Source organism: Microbacterium phyllosphaerae (genome assembly GCF_017876435.1).
In the GTDB taxonomy this organism is placed as follows: Bacteria; Actinomycetota; Actinomycetes; order Actinomycetales; family Microbacteriaceae; genus Microbacterium; species Microbacterium phyllosphaerae.
The window spans coordinates 1,835,880-1,859,531 of the sequence record NZ_JAGIOA010000001.1 but is presented as its reverse complement, the minus strand read 5'-3'; the positions used below and the strand labels follow the sequence as shown (position 1 = coordinate 1,859,531).

The 23,652-nt window shown below is 68.5% G+C and carries 26 protein-coding genes; 8 read left to right on the top strand and 18 right to left on the bottom strand.

Going from position 1 to position 23,652, the window contains the following annotated elements; genetic code table 11:
* Positions 1–10: 10 nt before the first annotated feature.
* Genes JOF42_RS08645 through JOF42_RS08635 form a run of 3 tightly spaced genes read right to left on the bottom strand, consistent with a single transcriptional unit; the run spans position 11 to position 2,207 of the window.
* Positions 11–661 carry an alpha/beta hydrolase family protein gene (locus tag JOF42_RS08645; RefSeq protein WP_210097492.1) on the bottom strand — a complete coding sequence of 217 codons (651 nt, stop codon included), beginning with the start codon at positions 659–661 and terminating at the stop codon, positions 11–13.
* On the bottom strand, positions 661–1,455 hold the full coding sequence (locus JOF42_RS18085) for a DUF4870 domain-containing protein (RefSeq protein ID WP_210097491.1): 795 nt from the start codon (positions 1,453–1,455) through the stop codon (positions 661–663). The genes JOF42_RS08645 and JOF42_RS18085 overlap by 1 nt, the downstream gene beginning before the upstream one ends.
* Positions 1,455–2,207 (bottom strand): general stress protein, encoded by a 753-nt coding sequence (locus JOF42_RS08635; protein ID WP_210097490.1) that lies wholly within the window; start codon positions 2,205–2,207, stop codon positions 1,455–1,457. Before JOF42_RS08635 ends, JOF42_RS18085 begins: the two co-directional genes overlap by 1 nt.
* A 112-nt stretch (positions 2,208–2,319) precedes the next feature.
* Between JOF42_RS08635 and JOF42_RS08630 the strand changes: the two genes are divergently transcribed.
* The 4 genes from JOF42_RS08630 to JOF42_RS08615 are packed head-to-tail and all read left to right on the top strand — an operon-like array spanning position 2,320 to position 5,733.
* Positions 2,320–3,585 carry a magnesium transporter MgtE N-terminal domain-containing protein gene (locus JOF42_RS08630; protein ID WP_210097489.1) on the top strand — a complete coding sequence of 422 codons (1,266 nt, stop codon included), beginning with the start codon at positions 2,320–2,322 and terminating at the stop codon, positions 3,583–3,585.
* Positions 3,585–4,136 carry a DUF1003 domain-containing protein gene (locus JOF42_RS08625; RefSeq protein WP_210097488.1) on the top strand — a complete coding sequence of 184 codons (552 nt, stop codon included), beginning with the start codon at positions 3,585–3,587 and terminating at the stop codon, positions 4,134–4,136. The genes JOF42_RS08630 and JOF42_RS08625 overlap by 1 nt, the downstream gene beginning before the upstream one ends.
* Positions 4,133–5,251: an Mrp/NBP35 family ATP-binding protein gene (locus tag JOF42_RS08620; protein WP_210097487.1), complete on the top strand. Its 1,119-nt coding sequence runs from the start codon at positions 4,133–4,135 to the stop codon at positions 5,249–5,251. Before JOF42_RS08625 ends, JOF42_RS08620 begins: the two co-directional genes overlap by 4 nt.
* A gap of 8 nt (positions 5,252–5,259) precedes the next feature.
* Positions 5,260–5,733, top strand: coding sequence for a YcxB family protein (locus tag JOF42_RS08615; RefSeq protein ID WP_210097486.1), 474 nt, complete (start codon positions 5,260–5,262; stop codon positions 5,731–5,733).
* 27 nt (positions 5,734–5,760) lie between these two features.
* Here JOF42_RS08615 and JOF42_RS08610 read toward each other — a convergent pair whose 3' ends face one another.
* Entirely contained in the window at positions 5,761–6,147 is a 387-nt protein-coding gene (locus tag JOF42_RS08610; protein WP_210097485.1) for a twin-arginine translocase TatA/TatE family subunit, read from the bottom strand.
* Between the two features lie 89 nt (positions 6,148–6,236).
* On the opposite strand from JOF42_RS08610, the gene JOF42_RS08605 reads away from it, so the two are divergent.
* A complete protein-coding gene (locus JOF42_RS08605; RefSeq protein ID WP_210097484.1) occupies positions 6,237–6,872 on the top strand; it encodes an O-methyltransferase in 636 nt (211 codons plus the stop codon).
* Between the two features lie 88 nt (positions 6,873–6,960).
* On the opposite strand, the gene JOF42_RS08600 is transcribed toward JOF42_RS08605, so the two are convergent.
* The 3 genes from JOF42_RS08600 to dapE all read right to left on the bottom strand — a co-directional run bounded on the left by JOF42_RS08600 (position 6,961) and on the right by dapE (position 9,503).
* A complete protein-coding gene (locus tag JOF42_RS08600; RefSeq protein WP_017203323.1) occupies positions 6,961–7,134 on the bottom strand; it encodes a DUF3117 domain-containing protein in 174 nt (57 codons plus the stop codon).
* Positions 7,135–7,230: 96 nt separating this feature from the next.
* Entirely contained in the window at positions 7,231–8,448 is a 1,218-nt protein-coding gene (locus JOF42_RS08595) for a hypothetical protein (protein WP_210097483.1), read from the bottom strand.
* Entirely contained in the window at positions 8,430–9,503 is a 1,074-nt protein-coding gene (gene dapE / locus JOF42_RS08590; RefSeq protein WP_210097482.1) for a succinyl-diaminopimelate desuccinylase, read from the bottom strand. Before dapE ends, JOF42_RS08595 begins: the two co-directional genes overlap by 19 nt.
* A 66-nt stretch (positions 9,504–9,569) precedes the next feature.
* Here dapE and dapD point away from each other — a divergent pair, with 66 nt between their 5' ends.
* Together dapD and JOF42_RS08580 are read left to right on the top strand one after the other, a co-directional pair.
* Positions 9,570–10,523 (top strand): 2,3,4,5-tetrahydropyridine-2,6-dicarboxylate N-succinyltransferase, encoded by a 954-nt coding sequence (dapD, locus tag JOF42_RS08585; protein WP_210097481.1) that lies wholly within the window; start codon positions 9,570–9,572, stop codon positions 10,521–10,523.
* A 228-nt stretch (positions 10,524–10,751) separates the two neighbouring features.
* Entirely contained in the window at positions 10,752–12,149 is a 1,398-nt protein-coding gene (locus JOF42_RS08580; RefSeq protein ID WP_210097480.1) for a DEAD/DEAH box helicase, read from the top strand.
* A gap of 72 nt (positions 12,150–12,221) precedes the next feature.
* On the opposite strand, the gene JOF42_RS08575 is transcribed toward JOF42_RS08580, so the two are convergent.
* From JOF42_RS08575 to JOF42_RS08545, 7 genes are all read right to left on the bottom strand, one after another.
* A complete protein-coding gene (locus tag JOF42_RS08575) occupies positions 12,222–12,701 on the bottom strand; it encodes an SRPBCC family protein (protein ID WP_210097479.1) in 480 nt (159 codons plus the stop codon).
* An 11-nt stretch (positions 12,702–12,712) separates the two neighbouring features.
* A complete protein-coding gene (locus JOF42_RS08570) occupies positions 12,713–14,032 on the bottom strand; it encodes a citrate synthase (protein ID WP_157534228.1) in 1,320 nt (439 codons plus the stop codon).
* 144 nt (positions 14,033–14,176) lie between these two features.
* Positions 14,177–15,289, bottom strand: coding sequence for a succinyldiaminopimelate transaminase (gene dapC, locus JOF42_RS08565; protein ID WP_210097478.1), 1,113 nt, complete (start codon positions 15,287–15,289; stop codon positions 14,177–14,179).
* Between the two features lie 3 nt (positions 15,290–15,292).
* Positions 15,293–15,613, bottom strand: a complete 321-nt coding sequence (gene fdxA, locus JOF42_RS08560) for a ferredoxin (protein ID WP_042542002.1) — start codon at positions 15,611–15,613, stop codon at positions 15,293–15,295.
* Between the two features lie 9 nt (positions 15,614–15,622).
* A complete protein-coding gene (locus tag JOF42_RS08555) occupies positions 15,623–16,096 on the bottom strand; it encodes a histidinol dehydrogenase (RefSeq protein WP_307803569.1) in 474 nt (157 codons plus the stop codon).
* A 35-nt stretch (positions 16,097–16,131) separates the two neighbouring features.
* The gene (locus JOF42_RS08550; RefSeq protein ID WP_210097477.1) at positions 16,132–16,446 is read right to left on the bottom strand and encodes an AzlD domain-containing protein; all 315 of its coding nucleotides are present in this window, start codon (positions 16,444–16,446) and stop codon (positions 16,132–16,134) included.
* Positions 16,443–17,153, bottom strand: coding sequence for an AzlC family ABC transporter permease (locus JOF42_RS08545; RefSeq protein WP_210099136.1), 711 nt, complete (start codon positions 17,151–17,153; stop codon positions 16,443–16,445). The genes JOF42_RS08550 and JOF42_RS08545 overlap by 4 nt, the downstream gene beginning before the upstream one ends.
* Positions 17,154–17,246: 93 nt before the next feature.
* On the opposite strand from JOF42_RS08545, the gene JOF42_RS08540 reads away from it, so the two are divergent.
* Complete coding sequence (locus JOF42_RS08540) at positions 17,247–17,795, top strand: helix-turn-helix domain-containing protein (protein WP_210097476.1); 549 nt, start codon at positions 17,247–17,249, stop codon at positions 17,793–17,795.
* Position 17,796: 1 nt separating this feature from the next.
* Here JOF42_RS08540 and JOF42_RS08535 read toward each other — a convergent pair whose 3' ends face one another.
* The 4 genes from JOF42_RS08535 to typA all read right to left on the bottom strand — a co-directional run bounded on the left by JOF42_RS08535 (position 17,797) and on the right by typA (position 23,612).
* Positions 17,797–19,422 carry an MFS transporter gene (locus JOF42_RS08535; protein ID WP_210097475.1) on the bottom strand — a complete coding sequence of 542 codons (1,626 nt, stop codon included), beginning with the start codon at positions 19,420–19,422 and terminating at the stop codon, positions 17,797–17,799.
* A gap of 36 nt (positions 19,423–19,458) precedes the next feature.
* Entirely contained in the window at positions 19,459–20,469 is a 1,011-nt protein-coding gene (gene glsA / locus JOF42_RS08530) for a glutaminase A (protein ID WP_210097474.1), read from the bottom strand.
* A gap of 172 nt (positions 20,470–20,641) precedes the next feature.
* Positions 20,642–21,535 (bottom strand): aggregation-promoting factor C-terminal-like domain-containing protein, encoded by an 894-nt coding sequence (locus tag JOF42_RS08525; RefSeq protein ID WP_210097473.1) that lies wholly within the window; start codon positions 21,533–21,535, stop codon positions 20,642–20,644.
* 163 nt (positions 21,536–21,698) lie between these two features.
* Entirely contained in the window at positions 21,699–23,612 is a 1,914-nt protein-coding gene (gene typA, locus JOF42_RS08520) for a translational GTPase TypA (RefSeq protein ID WP_210097472.1), read from the bottom strand.
* Positions 23,613–23,652 lie beyond the last annotated feature (40 nt).

Here is a 23,652-nt window from a genome sequence, read left to right as displayed (position 1 = left end):
TGCCATGCTGTCAGGGCCGGGCGAACTCCGCGACGAAAGGCGCGAGCGACGCGCCGATGTCGGATGCCGGGCGCTTGTGCCCCTTCACCTCGAAGGTGTGGCCTCCGCCCTCGATCCAGACGACACGGGCGTCCTGACAGGTGGCGACGACGTCTTCGAACTGCGTCACGGGCTGGATGAACGGATCGTTCGTGCCCTCGACGAAGAGCTGCGGCACGGTGATCGCCGGCAGGTGCTCCGCGCGTGGCTTCTCGGGCTTGCCCGGAGCGTGCAGCGGATAGCCGAGGTAGGCGAGACCGTCGACGACAAGACCGTCGGACACGGCCATGGAGGCCATCCGTCCGCCGTAGGACTTGCCGGACGCCCAGACGGCAGCCTCCGGATCCTGTTCGCGAGCGAAGGCCACCGCCGCGTTCCAGGTCGCGATCGCGTGCGTCGCCGGCCCCGGCATCCTGCGCCCCTGCTCGACGTAGGGGAAGTTGAATCGCAGCGTCGAGAAGCCGAGTGCACCGAGCGCATCGGCGAACCCCGTGAGGAACGGATGGTCCTTGCCTGTGCCCGCCCCGTGCGCGATGACGATCGTCGAACCGTGGGTACCGGCGGCCCAGTCCGCAGAGACCGTCGTCGCCCCGGTGGGCAGTTCGACGGAGATCTCGGACATCAGGCGCGCAGGTACGGGATCGCGAACGGGACTCGCATGAGCTTGCCGCCCGATGTGCGGATCATGCCCATGATGACGAGCCCCAGGTGGAACACCGACAGGGCGAAGTAGATCGTGATCGGGATGCCGATCGGATAGAAGCCCGTCGACGGAGAATCGCGGGTCAGACTGGCCAGCACCACGAAGTGCGACACCAGGAGCACGGTGGAGACCAGAAGGTAGGTGAGCCCCCAGTTCAGCGCGGCGCGCGCGTTCTCGCGGGCGACTCCCCCGAAGCGACGAGAGGCTCCACCGCTGACCGCCATCGCGATCCCCGACGCGAGTCCCCCGACGAACGGGAACGGGATGAGGATCAGAAGCCCGAGCGCCCACGGGAGCAGGCCACGCGGCGGGACGGCGGCGGGGTACGCCCCGATGGGGTGGCCGGGCGCGGGGTACCCGTTCTGCGGCGGCGGGTACCCGTGGCCGGGTGCCTGCGGGTACACAGGTGCCTGCGAGTACATGGGCGCCTGCTGCGGGTACGCGGGTGCCTGCTGCGGATAAGCGGGCGACTGCTGCGAGTAGCCGTGCGGCGGCTGAGAGGCGGGCGCCTGTCCCGGACTCTGATGCGGCGCGGCATACCCCGGAACCGGAGCATCTGCGTAGACGGGTGCCACGGCCGAGGGAGGCACCGCCCCGGGCGCCGGCGGAGCAGGCGGCACCGACACGTACGGCGGTGCGGCCGGCGGCATCGGCGGCTGCGCCGGTGCGGACGGATCGATGGGGTCGAACGGCTCGCGCTGCGGTTCGGTCATCAGGCGGGCTCCGCCGACTTCGGCGGAACACCGGCGGCACCGGCATCCGGGACATCAGCGGGCGGCGTGCTCGGATCCGCCGGGCGCGGCGGGATCGCAGGTTCCTCGGGCGGGGTCTGGCCGCCGCCCAGGGGCGGTGTCGGCTCGGAGCCGGGTACCTGTTCGGGGCCGGGCGTCGGCTCGACGGGCGTGGCGGGAGGGGTGGGTGCCGTGTGGCCCCCGGGGGTGATGCGCTCACCGTACCGCGGCGGCTCATCGAGGTTCACCGGTGCGCGGACCGGTGTCGGCTTCGCAGCACCGAGCGCCAGACGCGCCTTCGCGAGGGATCCCGCCTGCACACGGACCTCGTAGTGATCGGCCGCGAACTGCGTGATGCTCGCGAAATCGCGACGACGACGCACGATCGCATACGTGACGAGGCTCAGCAGCATGCCGAGCGCGACTCCGATGAACACGAAGCCGACGAAGAGCTGGATCGGCACCTCAGGGTTGCCGATCACGAGGATCGCGGAGAGGAAGAGCCCGATGAGCACGCCGTTGACGGCACCCGAGCGAGCGGCAGCGGCGTAACCGAGGCGTCCGGTGATGCGCTCGACGGTGCGAACGCTCTGTCCGATGATCGCGATGTCGCGTGCAGGCACGTCCTCGGCGATCAGTTTCGAGACCGTCTTCTGCGCTCCCTCGTAATCACGGGTGGAGGCGACGATCTCGCCCTCATCGCGGCTGTCAGCTGGACGGTTCAGCATGCTCATCCCGCCATTGTTCCATGCCCACCGGTGGCGGGGCCGGGAGCGTGTCGCGCCGAGGCCCCGGTGCGACACACTCGGCAGGACCCTCGCAGGCCCCGCGCACTACGCTGGATGAGTGAGCACACAACGGGTATTCGCCGCGCGCCTTGCAGGCTGCGCCGTCTTCGACCCCGTGGGCGACCGGCTCGGCAAAGTCCGTGATGTCGTCATCGTGTACCGAAGTACGGCGGCTCCGCGCGTGATCGGCCTCGTCGTCGAGATCCCGGGCCGCCGCCAGGTCTTCCTCTCGATCGGACGAGTCACCTCGATCCGTGCGGGTCAGGTCATCAGCACCGGCCTCATCAACGTGCGCCGATTCTCGCCACGCGCCGGCGAGGTCCGCGTCCTGGCCGAGCTCCTCGGTCGACGGGTGGGTCTGGTCGACGGCAGCGGTACCGCAGTGATCGAAGACGTGGCGATCGAACCGAACCGCCTCGGCGAATGGGCTGTCAGCCAGCTCTTCCTCCGCCGTCCGAAGACCAGCGCGTCGCCGTTCGCCAAGGGCCCGACCACGTTCGCCGCTTGGAGCGAGGTCACGGAGCAGCACTCGCCGGGTGAGTCGCAGTCGGCCGAGCAGCTCGTCGCCTCGTACTCCGAACTGCACGCCGCCGACCTCGCGAACACCCTGCTCGATCTGCCGCAGCAGCGCATGATCGAGGTCGCCGAAGAGCTCTCCGACGACCGTCTCGCCGATGCCCTTGAGGAGATGCCCGAAGACGAGCAGGTGCACATCCTCGATCGCCTCGGTGACGAGCGCGCCGCCGACATCCTCGACCAGATGGAGCCCGACGACGCGGCCGACCTCCTCGCCCAGCTCCCTCCCAACAGACTCGAGCAGCTGCTCGAGCTGATGGAGCCGGAGGAGGCCGAAGACGTCAGGATGCTGCTGCGCTACGGCCCCGACACGGCCGGTGGTCTCATGACGCCCGAGCCGATCATCCTCTCCGCCGATGCCACGGTGGCCGAGGCACTCGCCCTGATCCGTCGGCACGAGCTGCACCCGGCCCTCGCCGCGGCGGTCTTCGTGACGCTGCCGCCGTTCGAGACACCGACCGGCCGTCTGCTCGGGATGGTGCACTTCCAGCGGATGCTGCGCTATCCGCCCCATGAGCGACTCGGCGCCATCATGGACGACAGCCTGGAGCCCGTGCACGTCACGGCCTCCGCCGCGGAGGTCGCCCGGATGCTGGCGAGCTACGACCTGGTGTCGCTGCCTGTGGTCGACACCGCGCACCGCCTGGTCGGCGCGATCAGCATCGACGACGTCCTCGACTATCTGCTTCCCGACGACTGGCGCACGCACGACAGCGACGAGTCGACGGTCACGAAGGAGGTGCGCTGATGGCCCGCTCCCGCTCGCCCCAGCTCGACGCTCCTCTCGGGCGCGGCACGACGCTCGGACGCGGAACGCCCCGCCAGCGGTCGACCTCGCGCGACAGGTTCGGCCGTTTCACCGAGTGGGTCGCCCGGGCGATGGGAACTCCGGCGTTCCTGCTGATCCTCACCCTGTTCTGCGTGCTGTGGATCTGCTGGAACACGCTGCTGCCCGACAACCTGCGCTTCGATGACGCCGCACTCGGGTTCACCGCCCTCACCCTGATGCTCTCGTTGCAGGCGTCGTACGCCGCTCCCCTGATCCTTCTCGCACAGAACCGGCAGGACGACCGCGACCGCGTACAGATCGAGCAGGACCGTCAGCGCGCGGAGCGCAATCTGGCCGACACCGAGTACCTCGCCCGAGAGATCGTCGCGCTGCGGATGTCGCTCGAAGAGCGCAACAATCAGGTCGTGACCCGCGACGTGCTGCGCCAGGAGCTCAAGGCGCTGCTCGCCGAGCTCGGCGAGCATGATGAGCCGGGCGAGCGTCGCCCCGGCGGCCGCACCTCCTCATGACCGCTGCCGACGCTGTCAGAGCGGCCGTCGCCGCGGTCACCGATCCCGAGCTCCGGCGACCGATCGGCGACCTCGACATGGTCAGGGAGATCTCCGTCGACGACGGACGCGCGCACGTCTCGATCGTGCTCACGATCGTCGGATGCCCCGCGGCGGCGCGCATCGAGTCCGACGTCCGAGCCGCTGCGGCCTCCGCCCCCGGCATCGCCGAGGTGGAGGTCGAGGTCGGCGTCATGACTCCCGCCGAGCGCAAGGCGCTCACCGAGAAGCTCCGTGACGGACGCCCCGCACGTCAGATGCCGTTCGGTCCTGATTCGCTCACCCGCGTCATCCTGGTCTCCAGCGGCAAGGGCGGCGTCGGCAAGTCCACTGTGACGGCGAATCTCGCGGCTGCCCTCGCCGATCAGGGACTCGCTGTCGGTCTCGTCGACGCCGACGTGCACGGCTTCTCGATCCCCGGCCTGCTCGGCATCCCCGCGGGGACGCAGCCGACCCGCATCGACGACCTCATGCTGCCGCCCGTGGCGCACGGGGTGAAAACCATCTCGATCGGCATGTTCCTTCGCGACGGCGAGGCCGTGGTCGCCTGGCGGGGTCCGATGCTGCACCGCACCGTGCAGCAGTTCCTCACTGACGTCTTCTTCGGCGACCTCGACATCCTCCTGATCGACATGCCCCCCGGTACCGGCGACATCGCCATCTCGATCGGCCAGCTGCTTCCGCACGCCGAGGTGCTCGTGGTCACGACGCCGCAGGCGGCGGCATCCGATGTGGCGATCCGCAGCGGACTCGTCGCCCGCCAGACCGGCCAGCGGGTGATCGGCGTCGTCGAGAACATGGGCGCGCTCACTCTGCCGGACGGCACTGTCGTCGACCTGTTCGGGTCGGGCGGCGGAGCTGCGGTGGCGGCTGCCCTGTCCGAGACGCAGCCCGTTCCGCTCCTCGCCTCGATCCCTCTGAGTCCTGCGCTGCGTACCGGTGGAGACGAGGGCGTGCCGATCGTACTGAGCGACAGCACGGATGCCGCGGCGACGGCCATCCGCGCGCTCGCCCGCACTCTCGCTGGCCAGGGCCGAGGTCTCGTCGGCCGTTCGCTCCCGATGAGCCTGAGCTAGGGGCACTCATGTCACTCACGGTCGATGAGAGGCTGCTCCGGGGAATGGCACGGGATGCCGCCGTCTACGCTCTCACCCGCCCCACAGCGATCATCATGTGGGTCGCCCTGACCGCCGCCCTCGCCCTCAGCATCCTGAACCAGAGCGCGGCCGGCGGCAGCCCGGGACTGTCGGGACTGCTGCCCGTCGCGAGCATCGCGCTCATGGTCTATGCCGTGGTGATGACGATCGTCGGCGCTCGACGTGCGGTGCGCTCGGCCACGCCGCCCGGTACCGTGGTCTGGGTGCGGCTCGGGGAGACGGCCCTGCACATCGGCGCGGGGACGCGCACGTCCGACATCGACTACCGCACCTTTCAGAGCATGCGCGCAGGCAGGGATGCGGTCCTGCTGAAGCTGCGCGGAGCCTCGGCGATCACGGCGATCCCCCGCAGCCTGCTGACCGACGCCGACATCGCGCAGTTGCGCGCTCGGATCGGTTGACCTCGGCCGGCGCGTCTGCGCCGGAGGTCAGGTGGCCTCAGGGTCGTACGGCGGAGGACTCGAGTGCGAGAACTCCGGACGCACCCGCGGAGCGTGCACCGGTTTCACGGCCGGCTCGGCGACGACGGTCTCTGCACGAGCCTTCCCCGGTGCGGGGTCATCCTCGAAGAGAGCATCGCGGATGATCCGGCGAGGGTCATACTGGCGAGGGTCGAGCTTGCGCCAGTCGACGTCGTCGATCTCGGGGCCCATCTCGTCGCGGACGCGCGACTTCGTGTCCCTCAGGAACTCCCCGGCACGCCGAGCGAGCTTGGCGACGCTCTCGGCGTAGCGCGGCAGCCGCTCCGGTCCGATGAGCAGCACAGCGATCAGACCTATGAGCAGCAGCTTCTCGAAGGTGATCCCGAACTGCATCTGTCCAGGCTACCGCCGCGCCTGCCCTCCCGCCGCGCACCGAGCGCATACCCTGGGAGAACACATATCTCAGTCGGGAGAACCAGGCAATGAGCGAGAACGATGCGAATGCACGTTTCATCCGCGAATCCATCGTGGAGCCGTCGCCGATCGCCCGCGCCCGCGCGCACGCCGTCGAACTCGGCGCCTCGCCGATCAGCGCCGCCATCGGCTCGCAGATCGCCGTGCTGGCCGCCGCGACGGGCGCCAGGTCGATCGTCGAGATCGGCACAGGAGCGGGCGTCTCGGGGCTCTGGCTGCTGCGCGGAGCGCCGCAGGCCGTTCTGACCTCGATCGACAACGAGCCGGAGCATCTGGCCGCCGCTCGTCAGGCATTCGCGGATGCTCGCGTCCCGGTGACGAAGGCGCGTTTCATCACCGGACGCGCCGCCGACGTGCTGCCGCGTATGAACGAGGCGTCGTACGACATCGTTCTCGTCGACGCCGACCCCGAGAACGTCATCGACTACGTCGAGCACGGGCTGCGGCTCGTGCGCACGGGCGGCATGGTCCTCGTCCCCCGAGTCCTCGGAGGGGGCCGGGTCGCCGACCCCGTGCAGCGCGACGAGGTCACGTCGGCCTATCGCTCGCTCATCCAGGAGACGCAGGAGTCGTCTGCGGTGCTCGCCACCGTCTCGACGAGCGGCGAGGGCCTGCTGCAGCTGATCAGCGTCGGCGAATCCTGAACGATCGGGCCACCACGACAGAAAGAGGGCGACGGATCATCGATCCGTCGCCCTCTTCGTGAATCCGCGTGCGCGAATTCGAGTTCGATCAGGCGGGAGCCACGACGGCTGCCAGCACGTCGTGAAGTTCCTTCGCCTCTGCGTCGTTCACGGAGACGACCAGACGGCCGCCTCCTTCGAGCGGGACGCGCACGATGATGAGTCGCCCTTCTTTCACGGCCTCCATGGGTCCGTCTCCGGTCCTCGGCTTCATCGCTGCCATCGTGGGCTCCTTTTCCTCCGGTGGTATGCGATCAGTTTATCGGGTGTTACCCGAACCTGGATGTCGCCTATGAAGAAATGCATCAAGCCTTAACATTCACGGCACCTGCCAGAAGGTGTTCCCGAGCGCGAAGACGTTGTAGATCCAGACCCACTGGCCCAGCACGCAGGCCGCCAGGACGCCCATCCGCCAGAGCCGCGAACGCGGCACCGCGAGCGCTCCCCAGGCGGGACTCAGGGGCAGCAACAGCCGGAATGTGCTCGACTGCGGGAAGAAGACCGCGAGCAGGTAGAGCAGATAGCTCGCGCTCCACAGCCGCAGATCCGGACCGAGCGCCCTCACCTGCGGCAGGTAGATCAGGGCGGCGCCGACGCCGACCACGAGGAGGGCGAGCACGATCGGCCCCCATGACGTGGGAAGCCCCCACTGTCCGAACCAGAACTGGGATGCCTGGATCCATCCTTCGAACGGAATGAAGCCCTCCACACCGCCGACGAGCCAGTTCCTGCGCCAGGCGAGCTCTGTCGCGAGGTAGGCGCCCGGATCCCCCGTGACCACTCCCGCGATCACCTGCCACGAGAATCCGGCCACCGTGGCGAGCGCGCCGAGGGCGATGATGTGCACGATCTCTCTCGGGAACAGCGGGTCCTCGCGCCGGTGCCACCATCGGAGAATGCCGTGCAGGCCGAGGTAGAGCGCGAACGCCAGGATGCCGGGCCGCGTGAACGCCATGACCGGGATCAGCAGATACAACCACGCGTAGCGGCGGCGCACCGTGGCATCCAGCGCCAGAAAGAGCAGGAGTAGGAAGAGCGTCTCCGCGTACCCGACCTGGAACATCGCGGCGATCGGACCCGCGGCGAAGAACACGACCGCCCACATCGCCGCCTGCTGACCGATGCGGTCTCGAAGGAGGCGGTGCAGCGCGAGACACGCCAAGTATCCGGCCACGAAGGACAGCAGGAAGGCGCCCATCCCCCAGGAGCCGAACGGGAACCCGACGGCCTTGGCTGCGAAGGCGAACACTGGCATGAACGCCCAGGCGTTCTCGGCGACCTCACCCGACTCGGTGAGAGGCAGATCGGCGGGGTACCCCTCTTCGGCGACGAGCCAGTACCACTGGGCGTCCCATCCGACGATGAAGTCGGCGAGGCCGGGCTCGGCGCCGAACCGTGACAGCGAGGTCGACTGCTGAGCAGCCGCGATCATCAACACGGTGGTGATGACTCGCGCCGTCAGATACACGAGCGCGATGCGCAGCGCGAGCGGTGCACTCGCCCAGCGACGGGTGACGGTCAGCGCGAGCTGAGCCACGTGCGGAGTCCTCGCTCGACCGCATCGATTTGCGCGAGCGGCACCCGCTCCTCGTCGTGGTGCGCGAGGTGAGGGTCGCCGGGGCCGTAGTTGACGGCGGGGATGCCGAGAGCCGAGAAGCGGGCGACGTCGGTCCATCCGTACTTCGGGCGGGGTTCGGCGCCGACGGCTGCCACGAACTCCTGGGCGATGGGGGCGTCGAGGCCCGGGCGGGCGCCCTCGGCGGCATCGGTGATCTCGACGTCGAATCCGGCGAGGAGGTTGCGGATGTGGGCCTCGGCATCGGCCGCCGACTTGCTGGGCGCGAACCGGTAGTTCACCTCGACCTCGCACGCGTCGGGGATCACATTGCCCGCGACTCCGCCGGTGATGCGCACCGCGCTCATGCTCTCGCGATACAGCAGGCCGTCGACCGGGATCTCCCTGGCGCGGTACTCGGCGAGGCGCGCGAGGATCGGAGCCGCACGATGGATCGCGTTCTCGCCGATCCACGCGCGTGCGGCGTGGGCACGCACCCCTGTGGTGCGGACGATCGCGCGCATCGTGCCGTTGCATCCGCCCTCGACCTCGCCGTTCGACGGCTCGCCGAGGATCGCGAAGTCGGCGCGGAAGAGGTCGGGGCGCACTGCGGCGAGAAGCGCGAGGCCGTTCTTCGACGCCTCGACCTCCTCGTTGTCGTACCACATCCAGGTGATGTCGACCGAGGGCTCGGTCAGCTCGGCGGCGAGCTTCAGCTGCACGGCGGTGCCGCTCTTCATGTCGACGGTTCCGCGGCCCCAGAGGTGCGCGACGCCGTCGATCTCGACGTCCTTCGTCGGCACGTTGTCATTGATCGGCACGGTGTCGATGTGACCGGCGATCGCGACCCGTTGCTCGCGACCCAGGTTCGTGCGGGCGACGATCGTGTTGCCGTGGCGGAGCACCTCGAGGTGGTCGTAGACCGAGATCGCCTCCTCGATGGCATCCGCGAGGGTCTTCTCGTCACCCGAGACACTCGGGATGTCGCAGATCGCGCGGGTCAGGTCGACGGAGGACGCTGTCAGATCGAGCACCATGCCCCCCAGCCTACTTACCCCGACATCTGTGCGATCGCGCACATCTCGTCGCGATAGCGTGGAGTCATGACTGAGGCGCGCACCGTGTGGGGTACCGGACTTTCGACGATCGCCGGCGACGGCACCGTGCTGGACGCCTGGTTCCCCGAAGTGCTCACCGACGCACCGTCGGCCGGAGACGCCGCTGCCGCGCTCGTCAGCCTCGAGGCTCTGGCCGGACCCGACGAGCGCCGCAACGTCACCGTCGAGACGGTCCGACTGCAGATCGACCTGGATGCCGCACCGGCATCGACCGTCGACGCCTACCTGCGTCTGCACGCTCTGTCGCACCTGGTGGTGCGTCCGAACGAGCTCAACCTCGACGGCATCTTCTCGCACCTGCCGAACGTGGCCTGGACGAACGCCGGCCCTGTTCATCCCGATGACGCGGCCCGGCTGCGTCCGCAGCTGCAGCGCGCCGGCATCCAGGTGCAGGGACTCGACAAGTTCCCCCGACTCAGCGACTACGTGCAGCCGGCAGGTGTCCGCATCGCCGACGCCTCACGCGTCCGACTCGGTGCGCACCTCTCCCCCGGCACGACCGTCATGCACGAGGGCTTCGTGAACTTCAACGCCGGTACGCTCGGCTCGTCGATGGTCGAAGGCCGCATCTCCCAGGGCGTCGTCGTGGGCGACGGCAGCGACATCGGCGGGGGCTCGTCGATCATGGGCACTCTGTCGGGAGGCGGCGCACACCGTGTGTCGATCGGTTCGCGCACGCTGCTCGGAGCGAACGCCGGCATCGGCATCTCGCTCGGTGACGACTGCGTGGTCGAGGCCGGTCTCTACGTCACGGCAGGCACCAAGGTCGTCCTCGTCGACGGCCCCACCACGGCCGAGGGCGGCAAGAAGACAGTGAAGGCCGCCGAGCTCTCGGGACAGGACGGGCTGCTGTTCCGCCGCAACTCGCTCAGCGGAGCGGTCGAGGCTGTCCGTCGCGCCGGCGTCGGCGTGACCCTCAACGAAGCGCTGCACGCCTGACCGCGCGACTCGCTCGGGCGGGCGACGTCCCAGGCTTCTCCTCCTGACGCGTGATAGTGTCGGATCGACGCTCCTCGCGATGCGAGACGTCTGCGTCGTCGACACGCTCCCGCGCCACTTGCCTGGTTCTGGCCATTTCGAACGGCGAAACGATGCGCGATCCCGCGCCGTCGCCCACCTTCCCGCACCCGGCCCGATGGTTCGTGCGTGCATTCTCGGAGATACTTCATGACTTCCTTCCTCGATCTCGGCGTGCCCGCCGACCTCGCCGCCGTCCTCTCGAAGGACGGCAAGACGGAGGCGTTCGCGATTCAGCGCGACACCCTCCCCGACTCCCTCGCCGGCCGCGACCTCCTCGGCCGCGGACGCACCGGCAGCGGCAAGACGATCGCGTTCGCGCTTCCCCTCGTCTCGCGCCTCGCGGCCTCGTCGCGCAAGAGCCGCCCGAACCACCCTCGCGGTCTGGTGCTCGCACCGACCCGTGAGCTCGCCACTCAGATCGCCGCGACCATCGCGCCGCTCGCCGAGGCCAAGGGTCTGCGCGTCACCACCGTCTTCGGCGGTGTCAGCCAGCGCCCGCAGGAGCAGGCGATGCGCAACGGCGTCGACATCGTCGTGGCGTGCCCCGGCCGCCTCGAAGACCTCATGAAGCAGCGGGTCGTGCAGCTCGACGCCGTCGAGGTCACCGTGCTCGACGAGGCCGACCACATGGCCGACCTCGGCTTCCTGCCCGGCGTCACCCGCATCCTCACCGCGACTCCTGCCGGCGGCCAGCGCCTGCTGTTCAGCGCGACCCTCGACCGCGGCATCGACACTCTCGCCCGCCGCTTCCTCTCGAACGCCGTGAGCCACGAGGTCGACGAAGAGAGCGTTCCGGTCGGCGAGATGACGCACCGCGTGCTCGTGGTCGACTCGACCGACAACAAGACCACGCTCGTGCGCGACCTCGCTTCGGGCACCGGTCGCCGCATCCTCTTCACGCGCACGAAGCACCAGGCCAAGAAGCTCGCGAAGCAGCTCACCGCCGCCGGTATCCCGGCTGTCGATCTGCACGGCAACCTGTCGCAGAACGCCCGCGAGCGCAACCTCGGTGCCTTCTCGTCCGATCCTGCGGACGGCGGAGTGCGCGTTCTCGTCGCGACCGACGTCGCCGCCCGTGGCGTGCACGTCGACAACGTCGACCTCGTCGTCCACGTCGACCCGCCCATGGAGCACAAGGCGTACCTGCACCGCTCCGGCCGCACGGCTCGCGCCGGCGCAGCAGGAACGGTCGTCACGGTCGTCCTGCCCGAGCAGCGTCGCGACGTGAAGGACCTCCTCCGCAAGGCGGCCATCTCGGCCGCTCTCGAGCCGGTCACGTCGGATGCCGTCACCGAGCTCGTGCCCGAGCGCGCCCCGCACGTGCGCCCGGCGCCGGTTCAGCAGCAGCAGCAGCGTCAGGCCCCGAAGCAGCGTCCGGCCGGTGGCGAGCGGAACTCCGCAGCGAACCCGCCGTCGCGTCGCAGCCGCCGCCCCCGCTCCGGTCAGGGCGGCCAGGGACAGGGTGCGCAGGCCGGATCCCGTCAGGGCGGCCAGTCCCGCTCGGGTGGCCAGGGCGGCCGCGGTCGCGGTTCACAGGGCCGCTGACCCACACACGACACGACGGGTGCGTCGATGCTCAGGCATCGACGCACCCGTTCGTCGTTTTTCAGCCCAGCCTCAGTGCGCGGTACGCCGTACTTCCTCGAGTACCTGAGGGTCTGAGCAACCGCGTACGAATCCCGCCAGGCGGCGTCTGATCTCGAAGCCGAGAACGCGGACGCCGATCCATTCGGCGATCGGAGCGATCCACGTGGGGCGGCACGAGAAGTTGTACTTCCACACGGCGAGCGTGCCGTCCGGCACCTCGGTGAAGCGCCAGCCGCCGCCGAGCTTGGTGAAGAACCACGGCCCGGTCTCCATGACCATGCCGACGTTGCGCGGCGGGGCGTAGGACACGTATCTGCTCACCATCGAGAAGCCGAATCGCTGCCGAGTGAACGTCCGCACGTCCTTGGCCGCCGCCTCCGCGCCGTCGAGAAAATGCTGCTCGCTGATGAAGGGGTCCCAGCGCCTGCGCACCGCTCCCGTCGTCTGCGACACCGCGAAGGCCGTCGCCGGGTCGACCGGAACGACGGCCTCTGCGCTGACGACGGGCATCGCGCGTCGGATCAGCGCGTCTGGAAGGTGCGCTCGGGCGAACCCGTGTAGAGCTGCTGCGGGCGACCGATCTTGGTCTGCGGGTCGAGCTGCAGCTCACGCCACTGCGCGAGCCAGCCGGGCAGACGGCCGATGGCGAACAGCACGGTGAACATGCGCGTCGGGAAGCCCATCGCCTTGTAGATCACGCCGGTGTAGAAGTCCACGTTCGGGTACAGACGACGCTCCTTGAAGTAGTCGTCGGCGAGGGCGAGTTCCTCGAGCTCCTGTGCGAGGTCGAGCAGCGGATCGGTGACGCCGAGTTCTGCGAGCACCTCGCCGGCGGCCTCCTTGACGAGCTTGGCGCGAGGGTCGTAGTTCTTGTAGACCCGGTGCCCGAAGCCCATCAGCTTCACACCCTCCTCCTTGTTCTTCACCCGCTCCACGAAACGAGACACGCTCTGGCCGGAGTCGCGGATCTGGCCCAGCATCGTGAGGACGGCTTCGTTCGCACCGCCGTGCAGGGGGCCGGAGAGGGCCTGGATGCCGGCGGAGATCGAGGCGAACTGGTTCGCACCGGTCGAGCCGACCAGGCGCACGGTCGAGGTCGAGGCGTTCTGCTCGTGGTCCTCGTGCAGGATCAGAAGGAGCTCGAGCGCCTTCGACATCACCGGGTTGACCTGGTACTCCTCGGAGTGCACGCCGAAGTTGAGCTTGAGGAAGTTCTCGACGAACCCGAGCGAGTTGTCGGGGTAGAGGAAGGCCTGGCCCACGCTCTTCTTGTGCGCGTACGCAGCGATGACCGGAAGCTTGGCGAGCATGCGGATCATGTTGAGCTCGACGTGCTCGGGGTTGTGCGGGTCGGTCTGACCCTCGTAGTAGGTCGAGAGTGCCGCGACCGCCGACGACAGCACCGACATCGGGTGCGCCGTGTGCGGCAGAGCCGAGAAGAAGCGCTTGAGGTCTTCGTGCAGCAGCGTGTGCCGACGGATCTTCTCGTCGAACTCCGCGAGCTCGGCCGCCGACGGCAGCTCGCCGTAGATGAGGAGCCACGCGACCTCGAGGTAGCTGGTCGAGCCCGCGAGCTGCTCGATCGGGTACCCGCGGTAGCGCAGGATGCCCTTGTCGCCGTCGATGAACGTGATCGCGGACTTCGTCGACGCCGTGTTGACGAACCCGTAGTCGAGGCCCGTGTAGCCGGTCTGGCGGGTCAGCGTCGAGAAGTCGATGCTGTCAGTCCCTGCCGTGCCGCGCACGAGCGGGAACTCCGCAGTGGTCTCGCCGATCGTCAGCTTCGCCGTCGCCTGCTGCTCTGCCGCTGCGCTCACGCGGGCCTCCTCATGGATCTTCATCAAGTCGGATGTGGCGATGTCACGGCGCTGTGCACCAGGTCGGATCGAGATCATCGATACATGACCGAATCGCCTTTACAGCCTAGTAGGCACACCGGCCTACTGTGACATCGAACAAAAGAAAGGTGGCGCCGAGGAGGGAACCTACAGAGCCTGGGCGTGCAGGCGACGAGCGCCCTCGGCGATCCGCTCAGACGGAGCGGTCAGAGCGAGACGCACGTGCTGGGTCGAGTACGGGCCGTAGAAGGGGCCGGGGCCTGCGAGGATGCCGAGATCGGCGAGCCTCGCGATGCTCGCCCAGGCGTCCTGCCCCTCGGTCGCCCACAGGTACAGCCCCGCTTCGGAGCCGTCGATGCGGAAGCCCGCGGCCTCGAGGGCTGGACGAAGAGTGTCGCGCCGTTGGCGGTACAGCTCCTTCTGCGCCGCGACGTGCTCATCGTCGCCCAGGGCGACGGCCATCGCGTGCTGCACGGGCTCGGGCGGCATCAGTCCCAGGTGCTTGCGCGCCGTGAGCAGTTCACCGACGATGCGCGCGCACCCGGCCACGAAAGCCGCGCGGTAACCCGCGAGGTTCGACTGCTTGCTCAGCGAGTAGACGCTGAGCAGGTTCGCCCTGCTGCCGTCCGTCACACGCGGATCGAGGATCGACGGAATGGGCTCGCTCGCCCAACGACCGTCCCAGCCGAGCTCGGCGTAGCACTCGTCACTGGCGAGCACCGCTCCGAGCTCACGAGCCCGACGGACCGCCACGGCGAGCTCGTCGACCGTCCAGGTGCGCCCGTCGGGGTTGCCCGGCGTGTTGATCCAGACGAGCTTGGTGCCCTCGGGCCATTCGGCCGGGTCATCCGCGGCCAGGGGCGTCGCGCCGACCACTCGAGCGCCCACCTCGTACGTCGGGTAGGCGATGCGAGGATGCACGACGATGTCACCCTCGCCGAGCCCGAGAAGCGTCGGGAGCAGGGCGACGAGCTCTTTGGATCCGATCGTCGGGAGCACGTTGGCAACCGTGAGGTCGGGCACTCCCCTGCGGCGCGCGTACCAGTCGACGATCGCTTCGCGAAGCACCGGCGTGCCGACCGTCTGCGGGTAGGCGTGCGCATCGGTCGCCTCGGCCAGTGCCCGACGGATCAGCGCGGGTGTCGGATCGACGGGCGAGCCGACGGAGAGATCGACGATCCCGTGCGGGTGCAACGCGGCGCGCTCACGGTACGGGACGACCGCATCCCAGGGGTAGTCGGCGAGGTCGCGGACGCTCACGGACTACTCGCCCTGAGGCGGCAGGGCGGCGATGATCGGGTGGTCGTGCGCGATGACGCCGACCTTGGCCGCACCGCCGGGAGATCCGACCTCGTCGAAGAACTCGACGTTGGCCTTGTAGTAGTCCTGCCACTCGTCCGGCAGGTCATCCTCGTAGTAGATCGCCTCGACCGGGCAGACCGGCTCGCAGGCCCCGCAGTCGACGCACTCGTCGGGGTGGATGTACAGCGAGCGTTCGCCCTCGTAGATACAGTCAACGGGGCACTCGTCGATGCAGGCGCGATCCTTGACATCGACGCACGGGAGGGCGATCACATACGTCACCCCCTCAGTCTACGACTCGCGACCCGTCCGATCGCCCAGGCGGGTCTCACGGGTCACGCCCGGCACCTCCGTGATGGGAGCCGGCGCCGGCGCTGCGTCGCGCTCTGCGGCGACGGTACGCACCGGGAGACGCGAGAAAGACGGCCAGGCCACGGCCAGCAGCACGAGGCCGGCGACCAGATAGATCCAGATGCGACCGCTGAGCGTGTCTTCGACGACCACAGAACCTCCGGGGCCGACCCCCGAGATGAGAAGCAGCATCCCGACCATTCCGAGCCCCGCGGCGAGCGTCGCTCCTCGATCGTGAGTGAGGGCGCGAATCGCCACGAGGATCGCGCCGCACGCGATCGCACCCACGATCAGCCCCACCGGGATCGGACCCCACATGAGACTGTGGCCGATCGTGCCGGCGACGCCGAAGACACCGCCGACCAGAGCCGCGGCGATCCAGGAGAGCACCCGGGAGATCCATCCGATACGCACGAGACGATCCTACGCGTGGTCACCGGCGTCCTTCATCAGGCGGTCAGGCCGAGCAGACGCAGCAGGGCGGCCACCGCGGCTGCGGCGAAGACCACGACGAGGAACGACTGCCGCAGCCACAGCAGTCCCGCGGCGACGAGCAGGGCAGGCACCCGCGCATCGACGATCACGGCCTGGCCCGCGCCGAGGGTCTGCACCGCGACCAGAGCCGCGAGGAGAGCGACGGTGAGCAGATCCGAGATGCGTGCGGGTCGAGGCGCCTCCAGCACCTTGGCTGGAACGAGGTATCCGACGGCTTTGAGGGCGAGGCAGATCAGTGCCGCCAGCAGGATCGCGCTCCAGACGCTCATCTCTCCCCCTCCGAGTTCTGCTCGCCGACCGGCGCGTCTCGCCCGAGCCAGTTGAACCATCCGACGACGATCGCCACGAGCGCGGCGACCAGCACCGGCAGACCCGGCATGATGAACGGCGTGAGCGATGCGGCCACCACCGCTGCGGCCACCCCGACGGCGATCGCCTGACGCTGCTTGAGCCGAGGCCACAGCAGAGCGAGGAAGGCCGCCGCTGCCGCCGCATCCAGCCCCCAGGTCTTCGGATCGCCGAGCACGTCGCCGACGAGCGCACCGATCAGGGTGGTGACATTCCACCCTGCGAAGATGCCGATTCCCGTGACCCAGAATCCGATCTGACGGAGCCGTGGATCACTCTGCGATATCGCCACGGCGGTCGACTCGTCGATCGTGAAGTGCGCCGCGGCGACCCTCCTCGCCGTGGTCGTGCCGACGATCGGCGACATCCGCATGCCGTAGGCGACGTTGCGCACCCCGAGCAGTGCGGCTGACGCGATCGCCGACGGAAGGGCGGCGACTCCCCCGGCGGCGAAGACGCCGACGAAGGCGAACTGCGAGCCGCCCGTGAACATCAGCAGGCTGAGGACGCAGGACTGCCAGACATCGAGACCGGATGCCACGGCCAACGCTCCGAAGGAGATCCCGTACGCGCTGGTCGCGAGCACGACTCCGAGCGCCTCACGCCAGACTTCGCGCTCGGCGCTCACAGCAGCACCGTTCGATGCAGTGAACACATGATCATCATTCTGAACACCAACAGTCGGATAGTCAAGCGAACGATCGTTTGACATGATGAACACATGGACGACCTCCGCACCCGCATCGCCCGCACCCTGCGCAGAGAGAGGGAGACGGCCGGGTTGTCGGTCTCCGAGCTCGCCCGTCGAGCAGGCATCTCGAAGGCGACGGTCTCACAGCTCGAGTCGGGGTCAGGTAACCCGAGTGTCGAGACGCTGTGGGCTCTCGGCGTCGCGCTGGGCGTCCCGTTCGCCGTCCTCGTCGACCAGCAGGCCAACGCACCGACGCTGATCCGCGCCGACGATCTCGCCGGTGTGCCGTCCGCGGCGGCGGCGTACAGCGCCACGCTGCTCGCTGCGAGCCCGCCCGGCGCACGTCGGGACATCTACGTCATCAAGGCGGAACCCGGAGATCCACGACGCTCGGATCCTCACCACCCCGGAACGACCGAGCACGTCATCCTCCTCTCCGGGCAGGCGCACATCGGACCGGTGGGCGACCCCGTGCTGTTGAACCCGGGTGACTACCTCTCGTATGCCGGAGATGCACCGCACGTGTTCGAGGCCACGGTGCCCGGCACCAGCGCGGTGCTGATCTCCGAGCTGCGCTGAGTCAGTCCCCGGCCGGCGTGGGCGACGGGTCGGGAATCTCCTCCGGCTTGTACTTCGGCAGACGGGACGCCGGGAGGATCGCCACCGCGCTGAGACCCGCGAGCAGCAGCAGTCCGAGGCGGAGAGTGCCCAGTCGCGATTCCTCGTTCACCGCCACCGCGGCGTCGATCTGATCGGGGGTCGCGTCCGTCTGCTCGAGCGCCGCACGGAGGTCGTCGTTGCTGACGAAGTTCAGGTTGTCCATGTCGACCTGCGCCACCAGGGCGGGCGGCAGCTCGGGGTGCTCCACGACGGCGCGCCCGATGCTCAGACCGAGCAGCGAGACGAGCAACGCCCCGGCCAGTGCGGTTCCGACCGCGGACGCGAGATTCTGCGTCGTTCCGCGGAGCGATCCGACGTCGCCCGCGAGTTCGGCGGGCGCCGCCGTCACCAGCACGTTGAAGACCAGGGTCACCAGGGCGCCCTGCCCGATGCCGAAGACGATCAGTCCCAGGATCGTGGGAAGCGTCTCCCAGTTGTTGTTCACGACAAACGAGAGCCACACGAGCGCGACCGTCGTGAGGATGAATCCGAAGACCCCGATCACGCGCGGCGGGTAACGCTTGTAGAAGCGCACCACGAGCGTCGCGGTGATGAAGACGGTGAGGTTGAACGGCATCATCGCGAGCGAGGTGTCGAACGGCGTGCGTCCCTGCACGATCTGGATGTACAGCGGGATCGTGAAGTTCACGCACGCTTCGAGAGCCACGACGATGAACATCGCGTACACCGCCGCCCGCTCCTTCGACGAGTCGAGCACACTGAGGTCGATCAGAGGCACCTTGCCCTCGGCCATCCGGCGCCGGGTCCACACGAAGAAGATCTGGCCGAGCACGATGCCCACGACGATGAACGCGGGCGCGGGCGACAGCCCCAGGATGCTGAACGGCGCCGCATCCGTGGCCGCGACAGCTCCCCATCCGTTCAGGTTGTTGAAACCGAGCGTCAGCAGCACGATCGCGGCGCCGATGAGCAGCGAGGCGACCAGATCGATGCGGATCGAGGCGTCTCCGCGGTCTCCGCGCAGCGTGAAGCTGAAGGCGAAGACCACCACCGCGATGCCGAAGACGATGAAGAACATCGGACGCCAGCCGACGAGCGTGCCGAGCGTTCCGCCGATGAGGAACGCCGTCACGCCCGAGATCGCACGGGCGGAGCCGATCGCACCGATCGCGGTCGCCTGCTGCGCACCTCGATAGTTCTCGGCGATCAGCGCCACGATCGACGGGACGATGATGGCGGCGGCGGCTCCCGCGACCGCCTGGCCGGCGATGGCCCACCCCACGCTCGGAGACACGATCATCAGCACCGATGACGCGGCGAAGAGCACGATGACGACACGGAAGATGAGCACCCAGCCGACGCGCTGCCCCAGCTTCGCACCGGTCATCACCAGTGCCGCGACCGCGAGCCCGTACATGACGATGGTGGTGCTCGCGACCGTGGGCGGCACCCCGAACTCGCTCACCATGCCGCCCAGCGAGATCGGCAGTGCCGCCACGTTGAACGACATGAGCACCTGGGCGAGGAAGAGACTGACCAGCGGCATCCACGATGTCTTGGTGGCCGTGGCGGCGGTGTGTGTCATGGGAGGATCCTCTGATCGTGGTGGGATGCGTCGAGCTCAGTCCGCGGTTCGCGTCTGCGCGGGGGCAGAGGCGAACAGGTTGAGCCCCAGTGCGCGGGACAGATGACCGATCGCCAGCTGGGAGCGGATCGAGTTGCCTGCGCCGTCGAGACGGGGAGAGAATCCGGCGACCGCGCCCTTGCCCGGTGCGACGGCGACGATGCCGCCCGCCACCCCCGACTTGGCCGGGAGCCCGATCTCGAAGAGCCACTCCCCCGATGCTTCGTAGAGGCCCGTCGAGGCCGTGACCGCGAGGGTGTCGCGGCAGACCTCGGCGGAGACCACCCGCTCACCCGTGATGGGATTCACACCGCCGTCGGCCAGCGTCGCCCCCATCACCGCGAGATCGTGCGCCGTCACACTCAGCGCGCACTGACGCGTGTAGACGTCGACGACCTCATCCGGGTCGCCGTCGAGCCGACCGTAGCTGCGCAGCAGCCATCCCATCGCGCGGTTGCGCTCGTTCGTCTCGGCCTCGGAGGCGTAGACCACGCCGTCGAGGCTGAGGTGGCGACCGGCGAACGCCGACAGCCCCTCTCGCACGCGCTCCCACTGCTCCACCGCGGTCGCCCCCGGCATGAGCCCCGTCGTCGCGATCGCGCCGGCGTTGACCATCGGATTCATGGGGTGTCCGCCGTTGAGCTCGAGAGCCATCAGCGAGTTGAAGGCGAGGCCGGTGTTGTTGACACCCACGATCTCCCGCACTCGCTCGTGACCGTGCTCCTGGATGGCGAGGGCGTAGACGAACATCTTCGAGATCGACTGGATCGAAAACGGATGCTGCGCGTCACCCGCGTCGTGGAGCCCACCGTCCACCTGGATCACGGCGAGGCCGAACAGCTCGGGGTCGACCTCGGCGAGCACCGGGATGTAATCAGCCACGGCCCCGTCGGTGTTCCCGGCGTACCGCCGGTGCGCCTCGCGGACGTGATCCTCGACGCTGTCCCACCCCGGGAGCGTTCCGGTCGACACCTGCTGCGGGATGCCCGACAACGCCGCGACGTCCATTCGTCCTCCTCGGATCCACGACCCCCCAGCCGTCATCGCTCACGGTAGTGGCTTCGGGGTGTCGATGCCTAGAGGCAGTTCGGAGCGAGCCGAGACCCCCGTGAAAAGACGAGACCCACCACCGCAATGAATGCGGGGTGGGTCTCGACGAGACAGTGGTTCGCCAGGAACCTCAGTACCAGTTCGACGCCTGCGAGTGGCCCCAGGCGCTGCAGGGCGCTCCATAGACGGAGGAGATGTACTCCAGACCCCAGGCGATCTGCGTGGCGGCGTTCGTCTGCCAGTCACTGCCCGCCGAAGCCATCTTGCTGCCAGGAAGCGCCTGCGGGATGCCGGTCGCTCCACCCGACGCGTTGTACGCCTGGTAGTTCCAGCCGGACTCCTTGGTCCACAGCGAGTTCAGGCAGGAGAACTGATCGTCGCCCCAGCCGTACTTGTCGGCCATCATCTGGCGCGCGGTGGCCTTGGCCCCGTCGGGGGTGTTGGCCTGGGCGAGCGCGGCAGCCTCGGCGGCGGCCTTCTCCGCGGCGGCCTTCGCGGCATCATCGGCGGCCTTCTTCTCCTGGGCCGCGGTCAGCGACTTCTTCAGCGCGGCCGTGTCGGCGATGACGTCGTCGGTTCCCGTCGACGTCTCCAGGGCGAGGCTCGAGAGCAGCAGCGCCGACATCGATGCGCGATCGCCACTCAGGTGCGCGACGTCCGCAGTGAGCTCGGCTGTCTGGACCGACGCGGGGTCCGCGCCGAGATCGAGCCCGGAGGCCGCGACCTCCGCGTTGAGCGCGTCCGCCGCGGTGACGGCATCCTGCGCGAGTGCGATCGTGATCGCCGAGTCATCGGCGATCTTCGCCATCGGCTCGCCGCCGGTCACGAAGGAGGTGACCTCGGCGACGGCGTCGGGCATCTCGGCTCCCGCCGCGGGACCTGCGGCCACGCCGACGGTGACGGCGAGGCCGAGGACGGCTCCGGCGATGGTTCCGAAGATCATCTTGGGGCGGCGGGCCGTGATCGCGTTGCGAGCGGATGCCGCCGCGTGGGCGCGCCGAAGAGCACGGGTGTTCTGAAGCATGGGTTCGACTTTCGGGTCGTCGTACGCCCGTAACAGGACACTCATCGGGAGGTTGCCCCAGGCGCAAGGTAACGATTCTGCAACGGCCCGCCTGGGCGTTCTATGAGAAAAGGGCCCTGTACAGCCGTTTTCGGCTGTACAGGGCCCTTCTCTTAGAGGATTCTCAGGCGCTGGCGTCCTGACGCTTCAGACGGGCGGTCTCGCGCGCACGGGTGTTCGCGTCGAGGTTCACCTTGCGGATGCGGACGACCTCGGGCGTGACCTCGACGCATTCGTCGTCACGCGCGAACTCGAGGCTCTCCTCGAGAGTCAGCTGGCGCGGGGGCGTCATCGACTCGAAGGTGTCGGAGCTCGCCGCACGCATGTTGGTGAGCTTCTTCTCCTTGGTGATGTTGACGTCCATGTCGTCGGCGCGGGAGTTCTCGCCGATGACCATGCCCTCGTAGACCTCCTGCGTGGGCTGCACGAAGAACGACATGCGCTCCTGCAGGGCGATCATCGCGAACGGGGTGACGACACCCTGACGGTCGGCGACGATCGAGCCGTTCTGACGCGTCGTGATCGAACCCGCCCACGGCTCGTACCCGTGCGAGATCGCGTTGGCGATGCCCGTACCGCGCGTCGTCGTGAGGAACTCGCTGCGGAAGCCGATGAGGCCGCGCGACGGGACGATGAACTCCATGCGCACCCAGCCGGTGCCGTGGTTCGTCATGTTCTCCATGCGTCCCTTGCGGTTCGCGAGAAGCTGGGTGATCGCGCCGAGGTGCTCCTCCGGCGTGTCGATCGTCAGGTGCTCGAACGGCTCGTACGTCTTGCCGTCGATCTTCTTCGTGACCACCTGCGGCTTGCCGACGGTGAGCTCGAAGCCCTCGCGACGCATGTTCTCGACGAGGATGGCGAGAGCCAGCTCACCGCGGCCCTGCACCTCCCATGCGTCGGGGCGTCCGATGTCGACGACCTTGAGCGAGACGTTACCGATCAGCTCCTTGTCGAGACGGTCCTTGACCATGCGAGCCGTGAGCTTGTGACCCTTGACCTTGCCCATGAGCGGCGAGGTGTTCGTACCGATCGTCATCGAGATGGCGGGGTCGTCGACCGTGATCGCGGGAAGCGGGCGCACGTCCTCAGGGTCGGCGATGGTCTCACCGATGGTGATGTTCTCGAAGCCGGCGATGGCGACGATGTCGCCGGGGCCTGCCGAGTCGGCCGGGTAGCGCTCGAGCGCACGGGTCTTGAGCAGCTCGGTGATGCGCGCGTTGCTGGTCGAGCCGTCGGCACGGACCCAGGCGACGGTCTGCCCCTTCTTCAGCGTTCCGTTGAAGACGCGCAGCAGCGCGAGGCGGCCGAGGAAGGGGCTGGAGTCGAGGTTGGTGACCCAGGCCTGCAGCGGGTGCTCGTCGTCGTACGCCGGAGCCGGGACGTGCTCGAGGATCGCCTCGAAGAGCGGCTCGAGGTCGTCGTTGTCGGGCAGCGAACCGTCGGCGGGACGGTTCTGCGATGCCGCTCCGGCACGACCGGACGCGTAGACGACCGGCACGTCGAGCAGAGCGTCGACGTCGAGGTCGGGCACGTCGTCGACGAGGTCGGATGCGAGTCCGAGGAGCAGATCGTGCGCCTCCTCCTCGACCTCGGCGATGCGAGCGTCGGGGCGGTCGGTCTTGTTGACCAGGAGGATGACGGGGAGCTTGGACTCGAGAGCCTTGCGCAGCACGAAGCGGGTCTGCGGAAGCGGCCCCTCGCTCGCGTCGACGAGCAGGACGACGCCGTCGACCATCGACAGGCCGCGCTCGACCTCACCGCCGAAGTCGGCGTGACCAGGGGTGTCGATCACGTTGATCGTGATCTCCTTGCCCTGAGCGTGCTTGCCCTTGTAGGTGATCGCCGTGTTCTTGGCGAGGATCGTGATGCCCTTCTCGCGCTCGAGGTCGTTCGAGTCCATCGCGCGCTCATCGACGTGGGCGTGTTCGCCGAACGAGCCCGTCTGACGCAGCATGGCGTCGACGAGAGTGGTCTTGCCGTGGTCGACGTGCGCGACGATAGCGACGTTGCGGAGGTCAGAGCGAAGGGCGTGCGCCATGCATATGTCCTAAAGAGTGTGGGTTTTTGCCGAGAAGCCG